16 protein-coding genes are annotated in these 17112 nt (G+C 69.1%); 7 read left to right on the top strand and 9 right to left on the bottom strand.

Annotation, left to right across the window (positions count from 1 at the left end):
• Nucleotides 1-128 precede the first annotated feature (128 nt).
• Nucleotides 129-1700 carry a PPE family protein gene (locus KXD96_RS18155; RefSeq protein ID WP_260738416.1) on the top strand — a complete coding sequence of 524 codons (1572 nt, stop codon included), beginning with the start codon at nucleotides 129-131 and terminating at the stop codon, nucleotides 1698-1700.
• Here KXD96_RS18155 and KXD96_RS18150 read toward each other — a convergent pair.
• The 3 genes from KXD96_RS18150 to cobG are packed head-to-tail and all read right to left on the bottom strand — an operon-like array spanning nucleotide 1697 to nucleotide 4903.
• Nucleotides 1697-3178 (bottom strand): precorrin-2 C(20)-methyltransferase, encoded by a 1482-nt coding sequence (locus KXD96_RS18150; RefSeq protein WP_260738414.1) that lies wholly within the window; start codon nucleotides 3176-3178, stop codon nucleotides 1697-1699. The genes KXD96_RS18155 and KXD96_RS18150 overlap by 4 nt on opposite strands.
• Nucleotides 3175-3801, bottom strand: a complete 627-nt coding sequence (locus KXD96_RS18145; protein ID WP_260738411.1) for a precorrin-8X methylmutase — start codon at nucleotides 3799-3801, stop codon at nucleotides 3175-3177. The genes KXD96_RS18150 and KXD96_RS18145 overlap by 4 nt, the downstream gene beginning before the upstream one ends.
• 4 nt (nucleotides 3802-3805) lie before the next feature.
• A complete protein-coding gene (gene cobG / locus KXD96_RS18140) occupies nucleotides 3806-4903 on the bottom strand; it encodes a precorrin-3B synthase (protein WP_260738409.1) in 1098 nt (365 codons plus the stop codon).
• A gap of 96 nt (nucleotides 4904-4999) precedes the next feature.
• Between cobG and KXD96_RS18135 the strand changes: the two genes are divergently transcribed.
• A complete protein-coding gene (locus KXD96_RS18135) occupies nucleotides 5000-5668 on the top strand; it encodes a S9 family peptidase (protein WP_260738407.1) in 669 nt (222 codons plus the stop codon).
• A 3-nt stretch (nucleotides 5669-5671) separates the two neighbouring features.
• Complete coding sequence (cobN, locus tag KXD96_RS18130) at nucleotides 5672-9247, top strand: cobaltochelatase subunit CobN (protein ID WP_260738405.1); 3576 nt, start codon at nucleotides 5672-5674, stop codon at nucleotides 9245-9247.
• Between the two features lie 103 nt (nucleotides 9248-9350).
• Here cobN and KXD96_RS18125 read toward each other — a convergent pair whose 3' ends face one another.
• The gene (locus tag KXD96_RS18125) at nucleotides 9351-9857 is read right to left on the bottom strand and encodes a nitroreductase/quinone reductase family protein (RefSeq protein ID WP_313901588.1); all 507 of its coding nucleotides are present in this window, start codon (nucleotides 9855-9857) and stop codon (nucleotides 9351-9353) included.
• Between the two features lie 69 nt (nucleotides 9858-9926).
• Here KXD96_RS18125 and KXD96_RS18120 point away from each other — a divergent pair, with 69 nt between their 5' ends.
• Nucleotides 9927-10481: a TetR/AcrR family transcriptional regulator gene (locus KXD96_RS18120; RefSeq protein WP_260738403.1), complete on the top strand. Its 555-nt coding sequence runs from the start codon at nucleotides 9927-9929 to the stop codon at nucleotides 10479-10481.
• Nucleotides 10482-10512: 31 nt separating this feature from the next.
• On the opposite strand, the gene KXD96_RS18115 is transcribed toward KXD96_RS18120, so the two are convergent.
• Genes KXD96_RS18115 through KXD96_RS18100 form a run of 4 tightly spaced genes read right to left on the bottom strand, consistent with a single transcriptional unit; the run spans nucleotide 10513 to nucleotide 14355 of the window.
• Nucleotides 10513-11316, bottom strand: a complete 804-nt coding sequence (locus tag KXD96_RS18115) for an SDR family NAD(P)-dependent oxidoreductase (RefSeq protein WP_260738402.1) — start codon at nucleotides 11314-11316, stop codon at nucleotides 10513-10515.
• A 31-nt stretch (nucleotides 11317-11347) separates the two neighbouring features.
• Complete coding sequence (locus KXD96_RS18110; RefSeq protein WP_260738400.1) at nucleotides 11348-11986, bottom strand: TetR/AcrR family transcriptional regulator; 639 nt, start codon at nucleotides 11984-11986, stop codon at nucleotides 11348-11350.
• A 3-nt stretch (nucleotides 11987-11989) separates the two neighbouring features.
• Nucleotides 11990-13135, bottom strand: a complete 1146-nt coding sequence (locus KXD96_RS18105; RefSeq protein WP_260738398.1) for a sulfotransferase — start codon at nucleotides 13133-13135, stop codon at nucleotides 11990-11992.
• The gene (locus KXD96_RS18100) at nucleotides 13132-14355 is read right to left on the bottom strand and encodes a hypothetical protein (protein WP_260738396.1); all 1224 of its coding nucleotides are present in this window, start codon (nucleotides 14353-14355) and stop codon (nucleotides 13132-13134) included. The genes KXD96_RS18105 and KXD96_RS18100 overlap by 4 nt, the downstream gene beginning before the upstream one ends.
• A gap of 189 nt (nucleotides 14356-14544) precedes the next feature.
• On the opposite strand from KXD96_RS18100, the gene KXD96_RS18095 reads away from it, so the two are divergent.
• Together KXD96_RS18095 and KXD96_RS18090 are read left to right on the top strand one after the other, a co-directional pair.
• Nucleotides 14545-14931, top strand: a complete 387-nt coding sequence (locus tag KXD96_RS18095; RefSeq protein ID WP_260738395.1) for a PPOX class F420-dependent oxidoreductase — start codon at nucleotides 14545-14547, stop codon at nucleotides 14929-14931.
• Nucleotides 14932-14937: 6 nt separating this feature from the next.
• Nucleotides 14938-15741: a type 1 glutamine amidotransferase domain-containing protein gene (locus KXD96_RS18090; RefSeq protein WP_260738393.1), complete on the top strand. Its 804-nt coding sequence runs from the start codon at nucleotides 14938-14940 to the stop codon at nucleotides 15739-15741.
• Nucleotides 15742-15797: 56 nt separating this feature from the next.
• On the opposite strand, the gene KXD96_RS18085 is transcribed toward KXD96_RS18090, so the two are convergent.
• Nucleotides 15798-16505, bottom strand: coding sequence for a dienelactone hydrolase family protein (locus tag KXD96_RS18085; RefSeq protein WP_260738391.1), 708 nt, complete (start codon nucleotides 16503-16505; stop codon nucleotides 15798-15800).
• A gap of 73 nt (nucleotides 16506-16578) precedes the next feature.
• On the opposite strand from KXD96_RS18085, the gene KXD96_RS18080 reads away from it, so the two are divergent.
• Nucleotides 16579-17106 carry an FxsA family protein gene (locus KXD96_RS18080; protein ID WP_260738389.1) on the top strand — a complete coding sequence of 176 codons (528 nt, stop codon included), beginning with the start codon at nucleotides 16579-16581 and terminating at the stop codon, nucleotides 17104-17106.
• Nucleotides 17107-17112: the final 6 nt, after the last annotated feature.

Below are 17112 nucleotides of genomic sequence, written 5' to 3'. Positions count from 1 at the left end.
GCCCGGTCCCGGCGCAAAGAGCACGCGAAATCAACCGGCGGGAACTAATCGGTCCGGCAAACCGACCACTGACCGTAAGCCGCCCCGACCGAAGAGGTATTCGTGTTCGTGCCCGAAGGCCCCCGCCGATGACCGCCCCGATTTGGATCGCGTTCCCGCCCGAGGTGCACTCGACCTTGCTCAGCAGCGGCCCCGGACCCGGGCCCCTGCTCGCCGCCGCCGCGACGTGGTCGTCGATCGGCGCCCAATATGCCGAGGCCGCAGAGGAGCTCACTGGGGTCCTGGCCGGGGTGCAGGGGGGCGCATGGGTGGGACCAAGCGCCGAGCAGTACGTCGCCGCCCACACCCCGTATCTGACCTGGCTGCTCGAAAGCTCGGCAAAAAGCACGACCGCTGCCGCGCTGCACCAGACGGCGGCCGGTGCGTACACCTCGGCGCTGGCCGCCATGCCCACGATGCCCGAGCTCGCCGCCAACCACGCGACCCATGCGGCGCTGGTGGCGACGAACTTCTTCGGCGTCAACACCATTCCCATCGCCGTGAACGAGGCCGACTACGCGCGCATGTGGGTGCAAGCGGCGACGACGATGACCACATACCAGGCCGTCAATGACTCCGCCCTGGCGGCGGTCCCCACCACGACGCCCGCGCCGCCGATCGTCACCCCGGGCGCGGAGGCCGGCACTGCGACGGCCCACGCCGCCGACACCCAGCAGCCGGCACGGACCTATCCGGCCTGGCAGGACCAGCTCACGGCGTGGCTGCAGCAGTACACCAAAAACTTCGCCTGGCCGGTGTCCAAAGACCTCAACCCCGGCGGCTGGCCGTTCCCGCCGGTGCCGTTCGTCAACGGGCTCGCCTCGTTCTTCGGCCAATTGGGATTCTCGCCGGCCCTCTCCACTGCGCTCGGGTGGGCCATCTTCCATACCCTGATGATCTTCTGGCCCTTCATGCAGGCCGCCATCCAAATGGCGGTCGTGCTCGCGCCGATGGTCGTTTCCGCCCTGGGCGCCGCGGCGGCTGGCGGCGCGGCGGCAGCGGTCACCGCGGTCAGCGTCGCGGTCCCGCTCTCGGTTGCCGCCCCGCTGCCGGCGGCCGCGCCCGCGCCGACGGTGCCCGCGCCGGCTCCGGCGCCCGGTACCGCCCCGGCGGGTGTCAGCAACGCCCCGACGATGTCCAGCGCCCCCGCATCGGCCGTAGCAACACCGGCCGGTGGCGGACCGGTCGGCGGCGGGCCCGCGGTGGGTTTCGGTCCGACAGGCACGGACGGCATCGGCGCGGGCATGTCCGACACTCTGTACGCCGTCGGCTTGTCGGGGCTGGCGGCGCGCGGCAGCGCCAGCGGCCGGGCGCGTCGCAAGTCGGAGGAGCCGGCGCCCGACGACGTCGAGGCACCCGCCGCGGCCGCCGCGGAGGCAGCGGCTAGGAAGAGGGCCCGGGCCCGGCGGCGCCGCGCCGGGACCGCCACGGACCGCGCGTACCGTTACGAATTCATGGATCTGGAGGAGAATTCGGGCCGGGACGACGAAGGGCCGGAGGCCGTGCACCCCTCGGGTCAGGGTGGGGGACCGGTCGGATTCGCCGGGGCCGCAACCAGATCGGGCCTCGACCAGCCAGCCGGGTTGGCGACGCTGACCCGCGTCGGGCTGGGCGACGGACCCACCGTACCGATGATGCCGAGCAGCTGGGGCAACGACTAGCCGAGTGGGTAGCGCCGGGGCGTGAACACCCGGTCACCGAAATCGTCTGAATGCCACTGCGTTTGCGAGGAACCGACGATCAGCAGGCAGCGCATGTCCACCTCGGCGGGATCGAGATCGGCCAACCGCATCACGCGGACCTGCTCGTCGGGCCCGGAAACGTTGCGGCCGATCACCACCGGTGTCCCGGGCTCGCGGTGTTCCAGCAGCAGGTCGCGCATCGCGCCGACCTGCCACGTTCGCGTCTTGGACGCCGGGTTGTAGATGGCCAGCACCAGATCGGCGGAGGCCGCGGCGGCCAACCGCTCGGCGATGATCTCCCACGGCTTGAGCCGGTCGGACAGCGAAATCACCGCGTAGTCGTGGCCCAGCGGAGCGCCCACGCGGCTGGCGACGGCCTGCGCGGCCGTCATCGCCGGAATCACCCGGATCCGCACTCCCGGCCACTCTTTGGCCTCTTCCAGCACGGCGGTGGCCATCGCGAACACGCCGGGGTCCCCCGAGGACACCACCGCCACGGCCCGCCCTTCCTCGGCCAACGTGCACGCCAGTCGGGCACGCGCAGACTCGTCCGTGTTGTCGCTGGGGTGCCGCCGTTGGCCGTCACGCACCGGAACGCGGTCCAGGTAACCGCGGTAACCAATCAGGTCGGTGGCGGTGGCCAGCTCGCGCCGGCTTTGCGGCGTCATCCAGTCACTGTCGCCGGGTCCCAGGCCCACCACCGCGACGGTGCCGGCCGTCGGCGACCGCCGTCCGCGCCGCCCGCCCGGCAGCATGGCGAGCGAGAAGTACGGCACACCGGACTCGTCGACGTCGGCAGCCGGCAGGATGCGCTGCCCGGCCGTGCTCGCCCGCTCGACGTAGTACGCGTCGTCCAGTTGACCGGATGCCGAAAGCGCTTCCCGCACAGCATGATACGAGCGACCCAGTTTCAGCACCACCGCGGCGTCCGCGTCGGCCAGACGGCGGGTCAGCTCGGCGACCGGCAGCGTGCCGGGCAACACCGAGAGCACCTCGTCGCCGGCCACCAATGGCGTCGAGATGGCCGCCGAGGCGGCGCTCACCGACGTCACACCCGGCACGATGACGGCGTTGAACCGCCGCGTCAGCCGCGTGTGCAGATGCATGTAGGAGCTGTAGAACAGCGGGTCACCCTCGGCGAGCAGCGCCACATTGCGGCCCGCGTCCAGGTGCGCGGCGATGCGCGCGCTGGCTTTGACGTAGAAATCTTCGAGCGCCCCGGCGTAACCGCCGGGATGGTCGGTCACCTCGGTGGTCACCGGGTAGATCAGGTGCTCCTCGATCTGGCCCGGCCGCAGGTACGGTTCGGCGATGCCGCGCGCGATGCTGCGGCCGTGCCGGGCGCTGTGGTAAGCCACCACGTCCGCCTCGCTGATCACTCGGGCCGCCTTGATGGTCACCAGTTCCGGGTCCCCCGGCCCCAGCCCGACGCCCCAGAGCGTCCCCCGGGCGGTCATTCGCGGTCGCTCGCGATCGCGTTGACGGCGGCGGCGGCCATGGCGCTGCCGCCGCGGCGTCCCTGCACCACCAGATACGACATCCCGCGCGGACGATCGATGAGCTCCTGCTTGGACTGAGCCGACCCGACGAATCCGACCGGCCCACCCAGGACCCCGGCCGGCGGACAAACCCCCTCGTCGACCAGCTCGAGCAGCCGGAACAGGGCGGTCGGCGCGTTGCCGATCGCCAGCACGGCTCCGGGCAGCCGGTCGGCCCACAGCTCCACCCCCGCCGCCGATCGAGTGGTGTGCCGGCGCGCGGCCAGTTTGGCGGCGCGCGGATCGGCCACCAGCGAAACCACCTCGTTGCCGGCCGGCAACCGCGCGCCGGTGATCCCGGCGGCCACCATCGACGAATCGCACAGCACCGGGGCGCCGCTGCGCAGGGCGGCGCCGACGCGTGCGACGACGTCGTCGGTGAATGCGACGTGCTCGGCGACGTCGACCTGCCCGCAGGTATGGATCAACCGGACCACAACCCGCGCGATGTCGTCCGGAAACCGGGTCAGATCGGCTTCGGCGCGGATGGTCGCGAACGACTGGCGGTAGATCTCCGCCGCGTCGCGGACGTAGTCGAGCACCCGATTACCGTAGCTGGCGGTATCCGTCGGCGGTCGCCAGCAGCACCTCGCCGGCAAGGGGGCTCCCGCATGCGCGGTTGCAGCCGACGAAGTGACGATGCACTGCCGTATCCGTGTCGAGCGCCCGGGCGGCGTCGGCCCGCACATCGGCGAGCGAATGCGCGCACCCGGGGCTGCCGGTGCAGGCGCTGACGTTGAGCCACGGGGAGTGTTCGTCGAAGACCAAGCCCAACGGCGCCAGCACCCGCAACGCGACGTCGGCGACGGCCTCGTCGAGATCACACACCAGCACCGACCGCCAGGGCGTGATCACCAGGGGTGCTTCGATCGCCGCCAGGTACTCCGCGACGCGCGCGGACAGCACCCCCAGCGGTACCGCGGCGCCGAGCGCCACCCGGCCGTCGTCCTGGTCGATCCAGCCCACCGGCGGCCTGGTGACCGCGGGAAACGGGGCGAGGCTGAGTTCGGCGCCGGGCTGCAGGCTTTCGATATTGTCCAATTCCTTGATGCGCCAAGCGGTCCCGCGTGTAATTGCAAACCGTGTCGCGATGGTCACCAGCGTCTCGACCGCCTCACCGGCCGCCAGCCGGACACCGGTGTCGCATCCGGCAAGCAGTAGCGCGCAGCCGTCGGGGAGGGCGTGCACGCCCACGTCGGCGCACAGCCCCGAGACGTCGGCGCGCCCGTCGTCGACGCTGAACCAGAACCGGCCGCCCAGCTCGACCAGGCTCGGCTCGGCGCAGATCGCCGCGTCCAGCGCGGCGACCCACGACCGCACGTCGACATTTCCGCCCGCCCGGCCGGACAGCGGCGACGCGACGATGTTGCGGACCCGCTCGTGTGTCGCTGAGGGCAAGAGCCCGGCATTGGCGATCGCGTCGGCCGCTGCCGTCACTTCGGTGATCCCGCGCAGCTGCACGTTGCCGCGGGCGGTGAGCTCCAGCGTCGCCGACCCGTGCTCGCTGGACACCCGCGCCAGCGCCGCCAGCTGAGCGGCGGTGAGCATGCCGCCGGGCAGCCGGATCCGCGCCAGGGCGCCGTCGGCCGCCCGGTGCACCTGCAGCGCACCCGGGCATGCGTCGGTGTCGCGCATCCTGGCCACCCGTCCACGGTACGGCCAGGGCGCGCGCGGGCCCTCAGGCCAGGTCAAAAAGCGCTAGGTGATTGCGTCGACGACATCCGGGGCACACTCGTGCGCGTGAGGACAGTGGAATACGCCCGGGGACGCTTGGCCGATGTCTACGGTGACTCGGCGCAGCCCACGGTCTTGTTGTGGCACGGCATGCAGACCGACGCCCGCGCCGCCTTCCGTCCCCTCGCCGGCAGGCTCGCCGACCACGGGGCCGCGGTGGTGGCGCCGGACTGGAACTCCCACGCCGACGACGGCGGGCGCTCGGATCTGTTGGGATCGCTCGACTTCACCCGGGAGCGCGCCGGCCACCCCGACGCCATCGTGCTCGTCGGGTGGTCGATGGGAGGTGTCGCCGCGGCGGCCCTGACCCTCCGCGCCGACGTGCCGTTGGCGCACACGGTTTGCCTGGCGGGCGCTTTCATGGTCCCCGATCCGATTTTCGGTGCACGCGTGACCGAGCAACTCTCGCCGCATCGTGTCGGTACGCCGTTCACGTTGCTGCATGGCCGGGCTGATGGCGTCGTGCCAGCGACGGCCAGCAGGGAGTTCGCCGCCGGCCTCCGGCGGGTCGGCTGGCCGGTCGAGTTGGTGGAGCCGGACGCCGACCACGGAACGATCGCCGGCGCCGACTACGACGAAGCCGCGGATCGCTACGTACCCGGAACCAGCGAGGCGGCGCAGCGCATGGCCGACGAGGTCGCCGGTCGCATCGCGGCGACGTTCCGGTACGAATGAGGGGTGGCTGAGCCGACCATTCTGTTGCTGTCGACGTCCGATACGGACCTGATCAGCGCCCGTTCCTGCGGGAAGAACTATCGGTGGGCCAACCCGTCGCGCCTGGACGAGAGCGAGTTGCCGGACCTGCTGGCCGACACCTCGATCGTGGTGGTCCGCATCCTCGGCGGATACCGCGCCTGGCAGGGCGGCATCGACACGGTGCTCGCCAGCGGTGTGCCGACGGTGTTGGTCAGCGGCGAGCAGGCCGCCGACGCCGAGCTGACCGGCCTGTCCACGCTCGCCGCCGGCATCGCGGTGCAGGCGCACATCTACCTGGCGCACGGCGGCGTGGAAAACCTGCGCCAGCTGCACGCGTTCCTGTCCGACACTGTGCTGATGACGGGGTTCGGGTTCAGCCCGCCCGTCGTCACACCGACCTGGGGCGAGCTGGAGCGGCCAAACGCCTGCGACATTGACGGTCCCACGATCGCCGTCCTGTACTACCGCGCACAGCAGCTGGCCGGCAACACCGGCTACGTCGAGGCGCTGTGCCGGGCCATCGAGGACACCGGCGGGCGGCCGCTGCCGGTCTACTGCGCGTCGCTGCGCACCGCCGAACCCGAACTGCTGCAACGACTGGGCGACGCCGACGCCATGGTGGTCACCGTGCTGGCCGCAGGCGGACTGAAGCCGGCCACGGTGTCCGCCGGCGGCGATGACGACAGCTGGAACGTCGAACACCTGGCGGCCCTGGACATTCCGATCCTGCAAGGGTTGTGCCTGACCAGCTCCCGGGCCCAGTGGAGCGAAAACGACGACGGGCTCAGCCCGCTCGACGTGGCCAGCCAGGTCGCAGTGCCCGAGTTCGACGGCCGCATCATTACGGTCCCGTTCTCTTTCAAAGAGATCGACGACGACGGGCTGATCTCCTATGTCGCCGACCCGGAACGGTGCGCGCGCGTCGCGGGCCTGGCGGTCCGGCACGCGCGGCTGCGCCATATCGGCCCGACCGACAAGCGGGTCGCCCTGGTGTTTTCGGCCTATCCGACCAAGCACGCCCGGATCGGAAACGCGGTGGGCCTGGACACGCCCGCCAGCGCGGTGGCGCTGCTGCGGGCGATGCGCGAGCGCGGGTACCAGGTGGGCGAGCTTCCCGGGGTGGATGCCAACGACGGTGACGCCCTCATCCACGCGTTGATCGAGCGCGGCGGCCAGGACCCCGACTGGCTCACCGAAGGACAACTGACCGGCAATCCGATCCGGTTGTCCGCCAAGGAGTATCGCGACTGGTTCGCCACGCTGCCCGCCGAGCTCAGGGACGAGGTGATACGGCATTGGGGCCCTCCGCCCGGCGACCTCTTCGTGGACCGCACAGGCGATCCCGACGGTGAAATCGTCATCGCCGCACTGCAAGCGGACAACCTGGTGTTGATGGTGCAGCCGCCTCGCGGTTTCGGGGAGAACCCGGTGGCGATCTACCACGACCCTGCCCTGCCGCCCAGCCACCACTACCTGGCCGCCTACCACTGGCTGGACACCGGATTCGGCTCACACGCCGTGGTGCACCTGGGCAAGCACGGCAACCTGGAATGGCTGCCCGGAAAGACTCTAGGCATGTCGGCGGCCTGCGGATCCGACGCCGCGCTGGGCAACCTGCCTCTGATTTACCCCTTCCTGGTCAACGATCCCGGCGAGGGCACCCAGGCCAAGCGCCGGGCGCACGCCGTGCTCGTCGACCACCTCATCCCGCCGATGGCCCGCGCCGAAACCTACGGCGACATCGCGCGTCTCGAGCAGCTGCTCGACGAACATGCCAACGTCGCCGCGCTCGATCCCGGCAAGCTGCCCGCCATCCGCCAACAGATCTGGACGTTGATCCGGGCCGCCAAGATGGACCACGATCTCGGACTGACCGAGCGGCCCCCGGAGGACTCGTTCGACGACATGCTGCTGCACGTGGACGGCTGGCTCTGCGAGATCAAGGACGTACAAATTCGCGACGGCCTGCACATACTGGGCCAAAAGCCCCCGAGGGAAGCCGAACTCGACCTCGTGCTGGCAATCCTGCGGGCCCGCCAACTTTTCGGCGGAGAGCACGTGCTGCCGGGCCTGCGACAGGCGCTGGGGCTGGCCGAGGACGGCACCGACGAACGGGCGACCGTCGACTCGGCCGAGGCCGCCGCCCGCGAGCTCGTCGCGGCGCTGCAGGCCAGCGGCTGGGATCCCGATGCTGCCGAACGCATCACCGACAATCCCGAGGTGGCGGCGGTGCTGCGGTTCGCGGCCACCGAAGTGGTGCCCAGGCTGGCCGGCACCGCGGCCGAGATCGAGCAGGTGCTCAACGCGCTGGACGGCCGCTTCATCCCGGCCGGCCCGTCGGGATCACCGCTGCGCGGCCTGGTGAACGTGCTGCCCACCGGCCGCAACTTCTACTCCGTCGATCCCAAGGCGGTGCCGTCGCGGCTGGCCTGGGAAGCCGGTGTGGCCCTGGCGGATTCGCTGCTTGCCCGCTACCGCAACGATCATGGGCGGTGGCCGCAGTCGGTGGGGCTGTCGGTGTGGGGCACCTCGGCGATGCGCACCGCCGGCGACGACATCGCCGAAGTGCTTGCGCTGCTGGGTGTTCGGCCGGTCTGGGACGACGCGTCGCGGCGTGTCGTCGACCTCGCGCCGATTCCGCTGGCGGAGCTGGGCCGTCCGCGCATCGACGTGACGGTGCGGATCTCGGGGTTCTTCCGCGACGCCTTCCCGCACGTGGTGACCATGCTCGACGACGCGGTGCGGTTGGTCGCCGGCCTCGACGAGCCCGCCGAGGACAACTACGTGCGCGCGCACGCGCAGGCCGACCTGGCTCAGCATGGCGACCAGCGACGCTCCACGACAAGGATTTTCGGTTCCAAGCCGGGCACCTACGGCGCCGGGCTGCTGCAGCTGATCGACAGTCGGAACTGGCGCGACGACGCCGACCTGGCACAGGTGTACACGGCGTGGGGCGGGTTCGCCTACGGCCGCGACCTGGATGGCCGCGAGGCGGTCGACGACATGAACCGCCAGTACCGGCGCATCGCGGTGGCCGCCAAGAACACCGACACCCGCGAACACGACATCGCCGACTCCGACGACTACTTCCAGTACCACGGCGGCATGGTGGCCACGGTCCGGGCGCTGACCGGGCAGGCGCCGGCCGCCTACATCGGGGACAACACCAGGCCCGACGCGATCCGTACCCGCACCCTGTCCGAGGAGACCACGCGGGTGTTTCGCGCCCGCGTCGTCAATCCGCGCTGGATGGCGGCGATGCGCCGACACGGGTACAAGGGCGCGTTCGAAATGGCGGCGACGGTGGACTACCTGTTCGGCTACGACGCCACCGCGAACGTGCTGGCCGACTGGATGTACGAGCAACTCACCCAGAGCTACGTGCTGGATCCCGAGAACCGCAAGTTCATGGCGGAATCCAACCCCTGGGCGTTGCACGGCATGGCCGAACGACTGCTGGAGGCCGCCGGCCGCGGCATGTGGGAACAACCGGAAGCGGAAACGCTCTCTCGCCTGCGTCAGGCGCTGCTGGAAACCGAGGGTGACCTGGAGGGCTAGCTCCGTTAAGTTGGCGAGCAGACGCAAGATCGCGCATAAAGACCATTCCCGTGCGAGGTTTACGTCTGCTCGCGGGCTAAGCGGCACCGTCCTCGCACCCGGGTCAGTCGGTGAAGTCGATACGGACGCTGATCGGGTCGGACTGCAGTGCGCGAAACGTCGCCGCGACGACTGGCGACAGCAGCCGCGACGTCGCGAATGTGCTGGCCCGCTTCGCTGGGTCGTCATCGGGTTCGAACCGGGCGATGCCGGAACGCCACCGGTCGCCTTGCCGGATGCGCACTTTGGGGTCGGCCGTGATGTTGAGGGCCCACCCGGAGCGTCGCCCGTGCTGGGAAATCACCCACGCGCCCGCACCGTCGAAGTTGGCGGAAACGGGAACACGGCGGCGAACCCCGGATTTTCGGCCGGTCGTTTCGAGCTCCGTCGCGAAGGTCGTCCGGATGCCGAGGCGGCCGAGCAATGCCACGGCGGGATTGGCGACGTAGCGACCGATGAGGCGCTCCCTGCGAAACTTCCGGACGGCCCGCCGGGTGGTGGTGGGGTCAGCCGCGTTGCTCCACATCGTCAGCCTCCGATCCTCGTCTCGGTAGATCGATCGGTCTACCATTCTGCGCAATCTAGTAGAATAATCGGTCTACCGCAAGTGGGTGGTGACGGGCGAAGGCGAGGAAGATCGATGTCTGCACGGGAGCGGTTGATTGCCAGCGCAATTGCGCTCATTCGGACCGCCGGGGTCGCCGGCGCGAGCGTGTCGGCGCTGCTCGACCACTCCGGCCTGGCACGCCGAACGCTCTATCTGAACTTCCCCGGCGGGAAACCAGAACTTGTCGAGGCGGCAACCGACGCCGCCGGCGCCGAGCTCACCGCCGCCATCCAGGACTGCATGCACGACGACGATCCCGCGCGGGCGGTGGCCGCCTTCCTGCAGATGTGGGAAGCGATGCTGGCCGACAGTGACTACACGGCGGGCTGCCCGATCGTCGCGGCGACGTTGGGCCGCGCGGAGGCGCCTGCCGCTGCCGACGCGGCGGCAGCGGCTTTCAGCAGGTGGGAGGGCCTGCTGGCGCAGCTGCTCCGCGAAGCCGGCGTGGAGCGATCGGCGGCCGCCGATCTGGCCACCACCGCGGTTGCCGCCGTAGAGGGTGCGGTCATCATGTCGGTGGCGCAACGGTCGCCGACCCCGCTGCGGCGGGTGCGGCGTGTGCTCACCGCCCAATTTGCCGTAGGTTGACACCCCGATCTGGAAGCGGAGCGGCAGCCGGTCAGATGAAGTCCGACCCGCCGTCCACGTTGACGGTGGCGCCCGTGACGTAACCGTTTCGCCGCGACGCCAGATAGGCAGTAATGGAGGCGACCTCTTCGGGAAGTCCGGCGCGACCCAGGTCGCAGGGCTGGTGAAAGTTGTTGTCGATCCAGGTCATCACATCGACCGGATTGGTGGCGTCGAGGCCATCGGCGGCGAGGATGTCCTTCAGTACCTCCGTGAAGCTGGCAGTCACGATGGTCCCGGGGCACACGCAATTGACCAGGATGCCGTCTTGGGCAAGGCTTTTGGATAAGTTCTTGGTGATGCTGGCCAACGCCGCCTTTGAGGCCGTGTAGGCGACGAGGCGCGGGTTTTGCCGCTGGATCGAGTGCGCGGACAGCGTCACGATGCGCGCCCAATCCGCCGATCGCAGCAACGGCAGCGCGGAGCGGATCGATCGCACGGCCGACATCGTGCCCAGCGCAAAGGCGTCGTTCCATTGTGCGTCGTCCATCTGCTCGAAATAGCCGTCACCCGGTCCTATCGTGTGGACAAGGCTGTTGAGCCGTCCCCAACGCTCGGAGATCGCGGCGAAGCCGTCTGCGATGGACTCGGCATCGGCCATGTCCACGCTGATCCCGACGGCATCCGGGGCGCCCGCCGCGCGCAGTGAGGTCACCGCGGCATCCAGCGCCCCCTGGCCTCGGGCCATCACCGCCACGCTGGCTCCTTCGGCCGCAAGGGTTTCGGCGATGGCCAGCCCCATGCCCTTGCTGCCGCCCGTGACCACGGCCGTCGACCCCGCGAAGCCCAGGTCCATCTGTGTCTCCCTCCGGTTTGTGTGCGGTTGGCTAAACCTGGGCGATCGCTTTTTCGGTCACGCCCAGGCCGCCCAAGCAGAAACGCAGGATGCGTTCGCGGACACCGTCGCGGTCACAATCGCCGGTCGCCCATTGCCGCTCGATGGCGGCCCACACCACGGCGTGGATCGCCTGCGCGTCGCCCACCGGGTCGATGTGAGAAAACACCCCGCGCTGCAGGCCGCGCTGCAAAGCCTCGCTGAGCGGCGCCAGCAACTGCGTGTAGGCGGGCTGGATCAGCTTGGGGGACACGAACATCTGCGATTGAGCCTCCAGCGATACGCGACGCAGGTCGGATTTGATGTTGTCGTCGAACGCCAGGTCTAGTCGTCCGTCGATCCACGCCGCCACCGTGCCGACCTCCGTGGTGGCGGAAGCCATGCGGCGTCGCAGTCGCCGCTCCTCTACGCGCGCCATGTCCAGGAAGAGTGCGGCCACCAGTTCATCCTTGGAGCCGAAATGCCGATAGAACGCGCGGGTGCCCAATGCGGCACGGTCGAGGACCGCGGCGATGCTGAACCCTTGGATCCCTTGCTCCCGCAGAGTGGCCGACGCGGCGGCCAGGATCGTCCGGCGCACCGTGGGGTCGGGACTCAGCTTGTCGCGTCGCCGCGTGCGTGGGGCACTCACGGTTCAGGCGGTCGCGTCGTAGGCGGCGAGGTAGTCGGCGAACCGCTCGCGGACACCTTCGGGAGTCAGGCCGTAGTCGGTCAAATCGTATTCGTGGGTACCGCGTGACCCGGGACGGTGCCCCCGCGCCCATTGCGTGACCGAATGCAAAGTGGCATCGGTGAACTCCAAACCCAGGGATTCGTAGCTGGTTTGTAAGGTGCGCACGGGATCGGTTTGCAGATCGGCGAAGGAGACGTCGACGAATCGCTTGTCGCCGTTGCGGTTGCGGAAATCCATCGCCCGCCGTACGCCTTCGACCCAACTGTCGACCTGCTCGGCGCCAAGCTCCCTGGCGTCGTTGCGGTCGCTGCTCCAGCTCCGCACGTACTGGATCAGACTGCACACAGAGCCCATCACCTTGGCCGGATCACGGTGGCTCCACAGGAATTTGGCGTTCGGGTATGCCTCGACGAGCGCGTCGAGGGCGAACATGTGTACGGGCGTCTTGAGGTGCCACAAATCGGGCGGGCAGTGCCATTGCAGGAGCTTCAGCACCCGCCGGTGAAATGTGTACGTTTCACGCATGTCGCAATCCATCAGCCACGCCAGGTAGCGTGGCGCGCGGACGGCGCCGTCGAAGTGGAAGGTGCGAAAGCTCATTCCCATGAGGTCCTGGCATTCGGTCGGGGCCGTGGGCTCGGAGTTGTAGAGCGTCTTCATCAGTGGGAACATCTCGTCGAGCATCTTCAGGCCGGCCTCGGCCTGCGCGATTCGCGGGTCGCTGTGCTCGGTGGCCGTCTCCGGCGGCGGGGTGGGAGCCTGGGATTCCCACATGCGCAAAGACCGGAACTGAGGGTCGGCGGCCACCAGCTGGCTCAAAGCGGTGGTGCCGGTGCGGGGTAATCCGATGACGAAGACCGGTCCGCCAACCACCTGGTTCTCGATCTCGGGGTGCCGGCGGTAGGTGTCCTCGACCTTGAGGCGCTGGATCAGGGCGTTGCTGATTGTGGCCTGTTGGATGACCCGGCCCATGTCGTTGAGGTCCGCCTCGGTGTTCAGCGCCTCGACGATCCGCTCCAGTCCCTCGCGATAGTATGCCGAGCCGAAATCCTCGAGACCGGTTGCCGCTCGGGCAGCGTCCTCTAGCTCGTCAGCGTCGAACGTCACCGTCCGAACCTTTCGTGTACGGCGCGGCGGCGAGCCGCGAGAATAGCTGCCCGCTGCTCGGCGGTGACTTCGGCGGTATCCGAAGGCAATTCGGCGCGGATATCGTGGAATGGCACGACGCGCGCCGTCGGCGTCGGCGCCGTGATGGTGCGCACGCAGCGCAGGATGATGGGTCCGTTGCTGTGTCCGGCGGTGTCGAGCCAATTCGCGACTCCGGGATCCTCGGCGCACAGCACCGCGCGCACGAGGCCGTCGGAATCCACCGCGGCCTGATGGCCGTTGAGGCTGGATTGGTGGCGGCCGTAATGGATGGTCTCCCACCACGGGTTGCCGACGGAGAAGCTCCAGTAAATGCCTTCCGGCGGTTCGACTTCGACGATCAGCGCCTCGCCGGGGTGCAGCTCCCACCGGCCGATCACCGGCCGGTTCTCCGCCGCGGCTCCCATATCGGTGCGGTCGATCGGGGGCAAGAACCCGTTGGGTGGCGCCGCCGCACCGAACTGCAAGAAGAACGACAGGTTGTCTCGGACGAAGTCGCCCAGGGCGACCAGCTGCCTCGTCAGGGCCAGGTCAGCATCGACCGAAGCGCTGGTGGCCTTCGCCGGCTCGCCGAGCCGCTCGATGCGCAGCGACGATGCCACCTCGGTGTCCCAGTCGTAGAAGAAGTGCCGCACCGTCAGCGTGGGATGCTCGCCGGTGAGACGCATCCAGTTGCCCGTCTGCTCGGACGGGGAAAGCACCACTTCGAAGTTTCCGTCCGCGTCCACCTCGAGCTCGTCGACCAGTTCGTTGGCCGTCGCCGCGATGCCGCTCATCGTCTGCAGCCCGACGTAGCGGGCGGTGCCGCGATTGCCGAACAGTCGGTAGCTCTCCCCGCCGCAGAGCACGGCGCGGGTGTAAATGCAGTCCGGACATTCCATTCCCCACGTCACGACGTCATCGGTGCTGGTGCGCTGGACACGCAGGATCGGATCCGGATCGAACCGCAACACCTCGTCGATGCCCGCGGCGAGCAGCACGAGCAGATGCCGGATGCCGGCAGCGGCATCGGCTCGATTCAGGTTCGCGGGATGGGATTTCACGTGTTCTGCGGCTTCGCGGAGCCGGTCCAAGAGGTATGGCCAGGCCTGTGCGAGACCGCCATCGCCGTGGGCGCCAGATAGCGCCGCCTCGGCGATCGAGAACGGCAACCACGCCAGCGGGTTCTTCGGGTCGCTCACGTCCACAAGGCCTTTAAATGAAAATAGTATTTTCGGCTAACGCTGATGACTATCGCAGCGCAGCGGCCCGAAAGTCAACGTCGCATCTGCCGCCGTCCCCTGGCGAGCAGACGCAGAATCGCACTATCGCGGTCTCTGCGGTGCGATTCTGCGTCTGCTCGCGGCACCATGGCGGGGTAGGTTGACACCGTGACGCCCACCTTCGCCGATCTCGCCAAGGCGCAATACATCCTGCTGACCACCTTCACCAAGGACGGCAAACCCAAGCCGACACCGGTGTGGGCGGCCGCCGACCAGGATCGGCTGCTGGTCATGACCCAGGAAAAGTCATGGAAGGTCAAGCGGATCCGCAACACTTCGCGGGTCACGCTGGCCACCTGCACCATGCAGGGCCGGCCGACCAGCGAGACCGTGGAAGGCGCCGCCGCCATCCTCGACACATCGCAGACGGCCGCCGTCTACCACGCGATCGGACAGCGTTACGGCATCGTGGGCAAGGTGTTCAACTTCGTCAGCAAGCTGCGCGGCGGCATGGAGAACAACGTCGGTCTCGAGCTCAGGGTGGCGAAGGGGTAAGGGCGGATGGGCACCGTCCTCATTCCGATTCCGGACGTCGACTTCGACCCGACGGAGGTCGCCGTCAGCTGGCGCGTCCTGACCCGCGACGGCCATCGGGTGGTCTTCGCCACCGAAAGCGGAGCGCCCGGGGCGGCCGACGACATCATGGTGAGCGGTCGCGGGTTGGACGTGTGGTCCGCCCTGCCGGTGCTCGGCGCCATCCCGGCCATCGGGCTGATACTGCGCGCAAACAAGGCCAGCCGCAGCGCCTACCGGGACATGTTGGCCTCAAACGACTTCCAGCACCCGATCGCGTGGGCCCACGCCGGCCTGGACGGCATCGACGCGCTGCTGTTGCCCGGCGGACATCGCGCCCGCGGCATGCGCAGCTACATCGACAGCGACATCCTGCACCGGCTCGTCGTGGACGCCTTCAAACGGGAAGTGATCGTGGCCGCCATCTGTCATGGCGTGCTGCTCGCCGCGCGCAGCGTCGACCCCGCAACGGGTCGCTCGGTGCTCTATGGGCACAAGACCACGGCATTGACGTGGGCGATGGAGCGCCTGGCGTGGCGATTGACGCGGGTCACCCGATTCTGCGACCCAAACTACTACCGCACCTACACCGAGCAGCCCGGCCAGCCCGACGGGTACATGTCGGTGCAGGCGGAAGTGACTCGCGCGCTTGAGGATCCGATGGATTTTCGCGACGTCGTGCGGGGTACGCCGCACTGGCGGCGCAAGACCTCCGGCATGGTGCGCGACACCGCGACCGACTCGCGGCCCGCGTTCGTCGTCGACGACGGCAACTACGTGTCGGCGCGCTGACCGGGAGATACCCACACGTTCGCTGCGGCCTTGTCGCGAAAGTTGGTGTGACCCAACTACTTCGTCGCGCCCGCCGCCAAATGTTCGCCGAAGAACGCGAAAACGCGGCGCCAGGCGTCCTCGGTCGCCGCCCGGTCGTAGCCGAAACCGGTGATCCGAAGCAGCGGCTGGGCGGGCAGTTCGTTGGCGAAGCTGTGCCCCACGCCGGGGTAAACCTTCACATCGGCGGTGATGCCCTTGTCAGCGACCACCTCGCGCAGTTTCTCGGGCGCGCCGCGCCCCAACGGGTCACGGGCGCCGAAGCTGGCCACGATCGGGCACGCCCCCTCCAGCGTCTTGTCGAGGTTGCGGGGGAGGGGAGCGCCGTAGAACGGCGCGGACGCCCCGAAACCCTTGGGCGACATGACCAATGCGAACTGACCGCCCATGCAGAAACCCGCGATGCCGACCTGGCCGGAACATTCCGGCATGGCCTTCAGGTGATCGCGGGCAGCCAAGATGTCATCGAGCGCGCGGCCGCGCTGCGTCTGCAGCTCCTTCATCACCCGGGTGATGCAGCGGATGCGGCCACCCCGCGCGTACATGTTCGGGGTGATCGCCACATAGCCGGCCTGGGCGATGCGCTTGTTCGTCGACTCCTTGTCCCTGCCGTACCCGAACGCATCGTGAATAACGACCACGCCGGGCCACGGGCCCTGACCCGGGGGAAGGTCCAGCAGCGCGTCAATCGGTCCGTCGGGGGTGTCGATCTCAATCGTGGTCATGTCGTCATCTAACTGCAATCGCCCCGGACACCACCATGGGAACTTCGGCGCGGTCGGCGGACGTTGGCGGGACATGCTGTCACGGCTGTTTCTCGGCTACGCCGTCGTCGAACTGGCGGCGGTCATCGCCCTGGTGTCGACGGTCGGGTGGGGCTGGACGCTGCTGGCGTTGGCGGGCGCCTTCCTGCTCGGATGGGGCCTCCTGGTGCCGATGATGGGCTCGCACCTGCTCCACCAGGTCGGCGACCTCCAGTCCGGCCTCGCCGAACCGCGCACCGCGGTGCGAGACGGGACGCTGGTCTCGCTAGCCACCCTCCTGGTCCTGGTGCCCGGGTTGGTCACCACGGTGTTGGGGCTCTTGCTGCTGGTGCGGCCCGTCCGGTCGGCCGTCGGCCCCGGGCTGGCCGCCATCGCCATGCGCGGTCTGCGGCGGCGGATGCCGTTGCTCGCCGAAACGACGCTGTTCGGTGCGGGGGCGCGCCAAGCCGCTGACGATGGCTACATCGACGGCGAGGTCGTGGACGTCCGGGACATCAGGCCGCCCGCCCTAGAGAACGAGCCGGTGCGTGGCGGGTTCCCGGGACGGCCCGACTGGGACTGATCGCCC

The organism is Mycobacterium sp. SMC-2 (genome assembly GCF_025263485.1).
Classification (GTDB): domain Bacteria; phylum Actinomycetota; class Actinomycetes; order Mycobacteriales; family Mycobacteriaceae; genus Mycobacterium.
The sequence above is the reverse complement of the archived record's forward strand: the minus strand, read 5'-3'. Positions and strand labels throughout refer to the sequence as shown.

Excerpts from the sequence above, each read along its gene's own strand:
- KXD96_RS18155 (WP_260738416.1), top strand. The coding sequence starts at position 129 with ATGACCGCCCCGATTTGGATCGCGTTCCCGCCCGAGGTGCACTCGACC.
- KXD96_RS18150 (WP_260738414.1), bottom strand. The coding sequence starts at position 3,178 with ATGACCGCCCGGGGGACGCTCTGGGGCGTCGGGCTGGGGCCGGGGGAC.
- KXD96_RS18125 (WP_313901588.1), bottom strand. The coding sequence starts at position 9,857 with ATGGTAGACCGATCGATCTACCGAGACGAGGATCGGAGGCTGACGATG.
- KXD96_RS18120 (WP_260738403.1), top strand. The coding sequence starts at position 9,927 with ATGTCTGCACGGGAGCGGTTGATTGCCAGCGCAATTGCGCTCATTCGG.
- KXD96_RS18115 (WP_260738402.1), bottom strand. The coding sequence starts at position 11,316 with ATGGACCTGGGCTTCGCGGGGTCGACGGCCGTGGTCACGGGCGGCAGC.
- KXD96_RS18090 (WP_260738393.1), top strand. The coding sequence starts at position 14,938 with ATGGGCACCGTCCTCATTCCGATTCCGGACGTCGACTTCGACCCGACG.
- KXD96_RS18085 (WP_260738391.1), bottom strand. The coding sequence starts at position 16,505 with ATGACCACGATTGAGATCGACACCCCCGACGGACCGATTGACGCGCTG.
- KXD96_RS18080 (WP_260738389.1), top strand. The coding sequence starts at position 16,579 with ATGCTGTCACGGCTGTTTCTCGGCTACGCCGTCGTCGAACTGGCGGCG.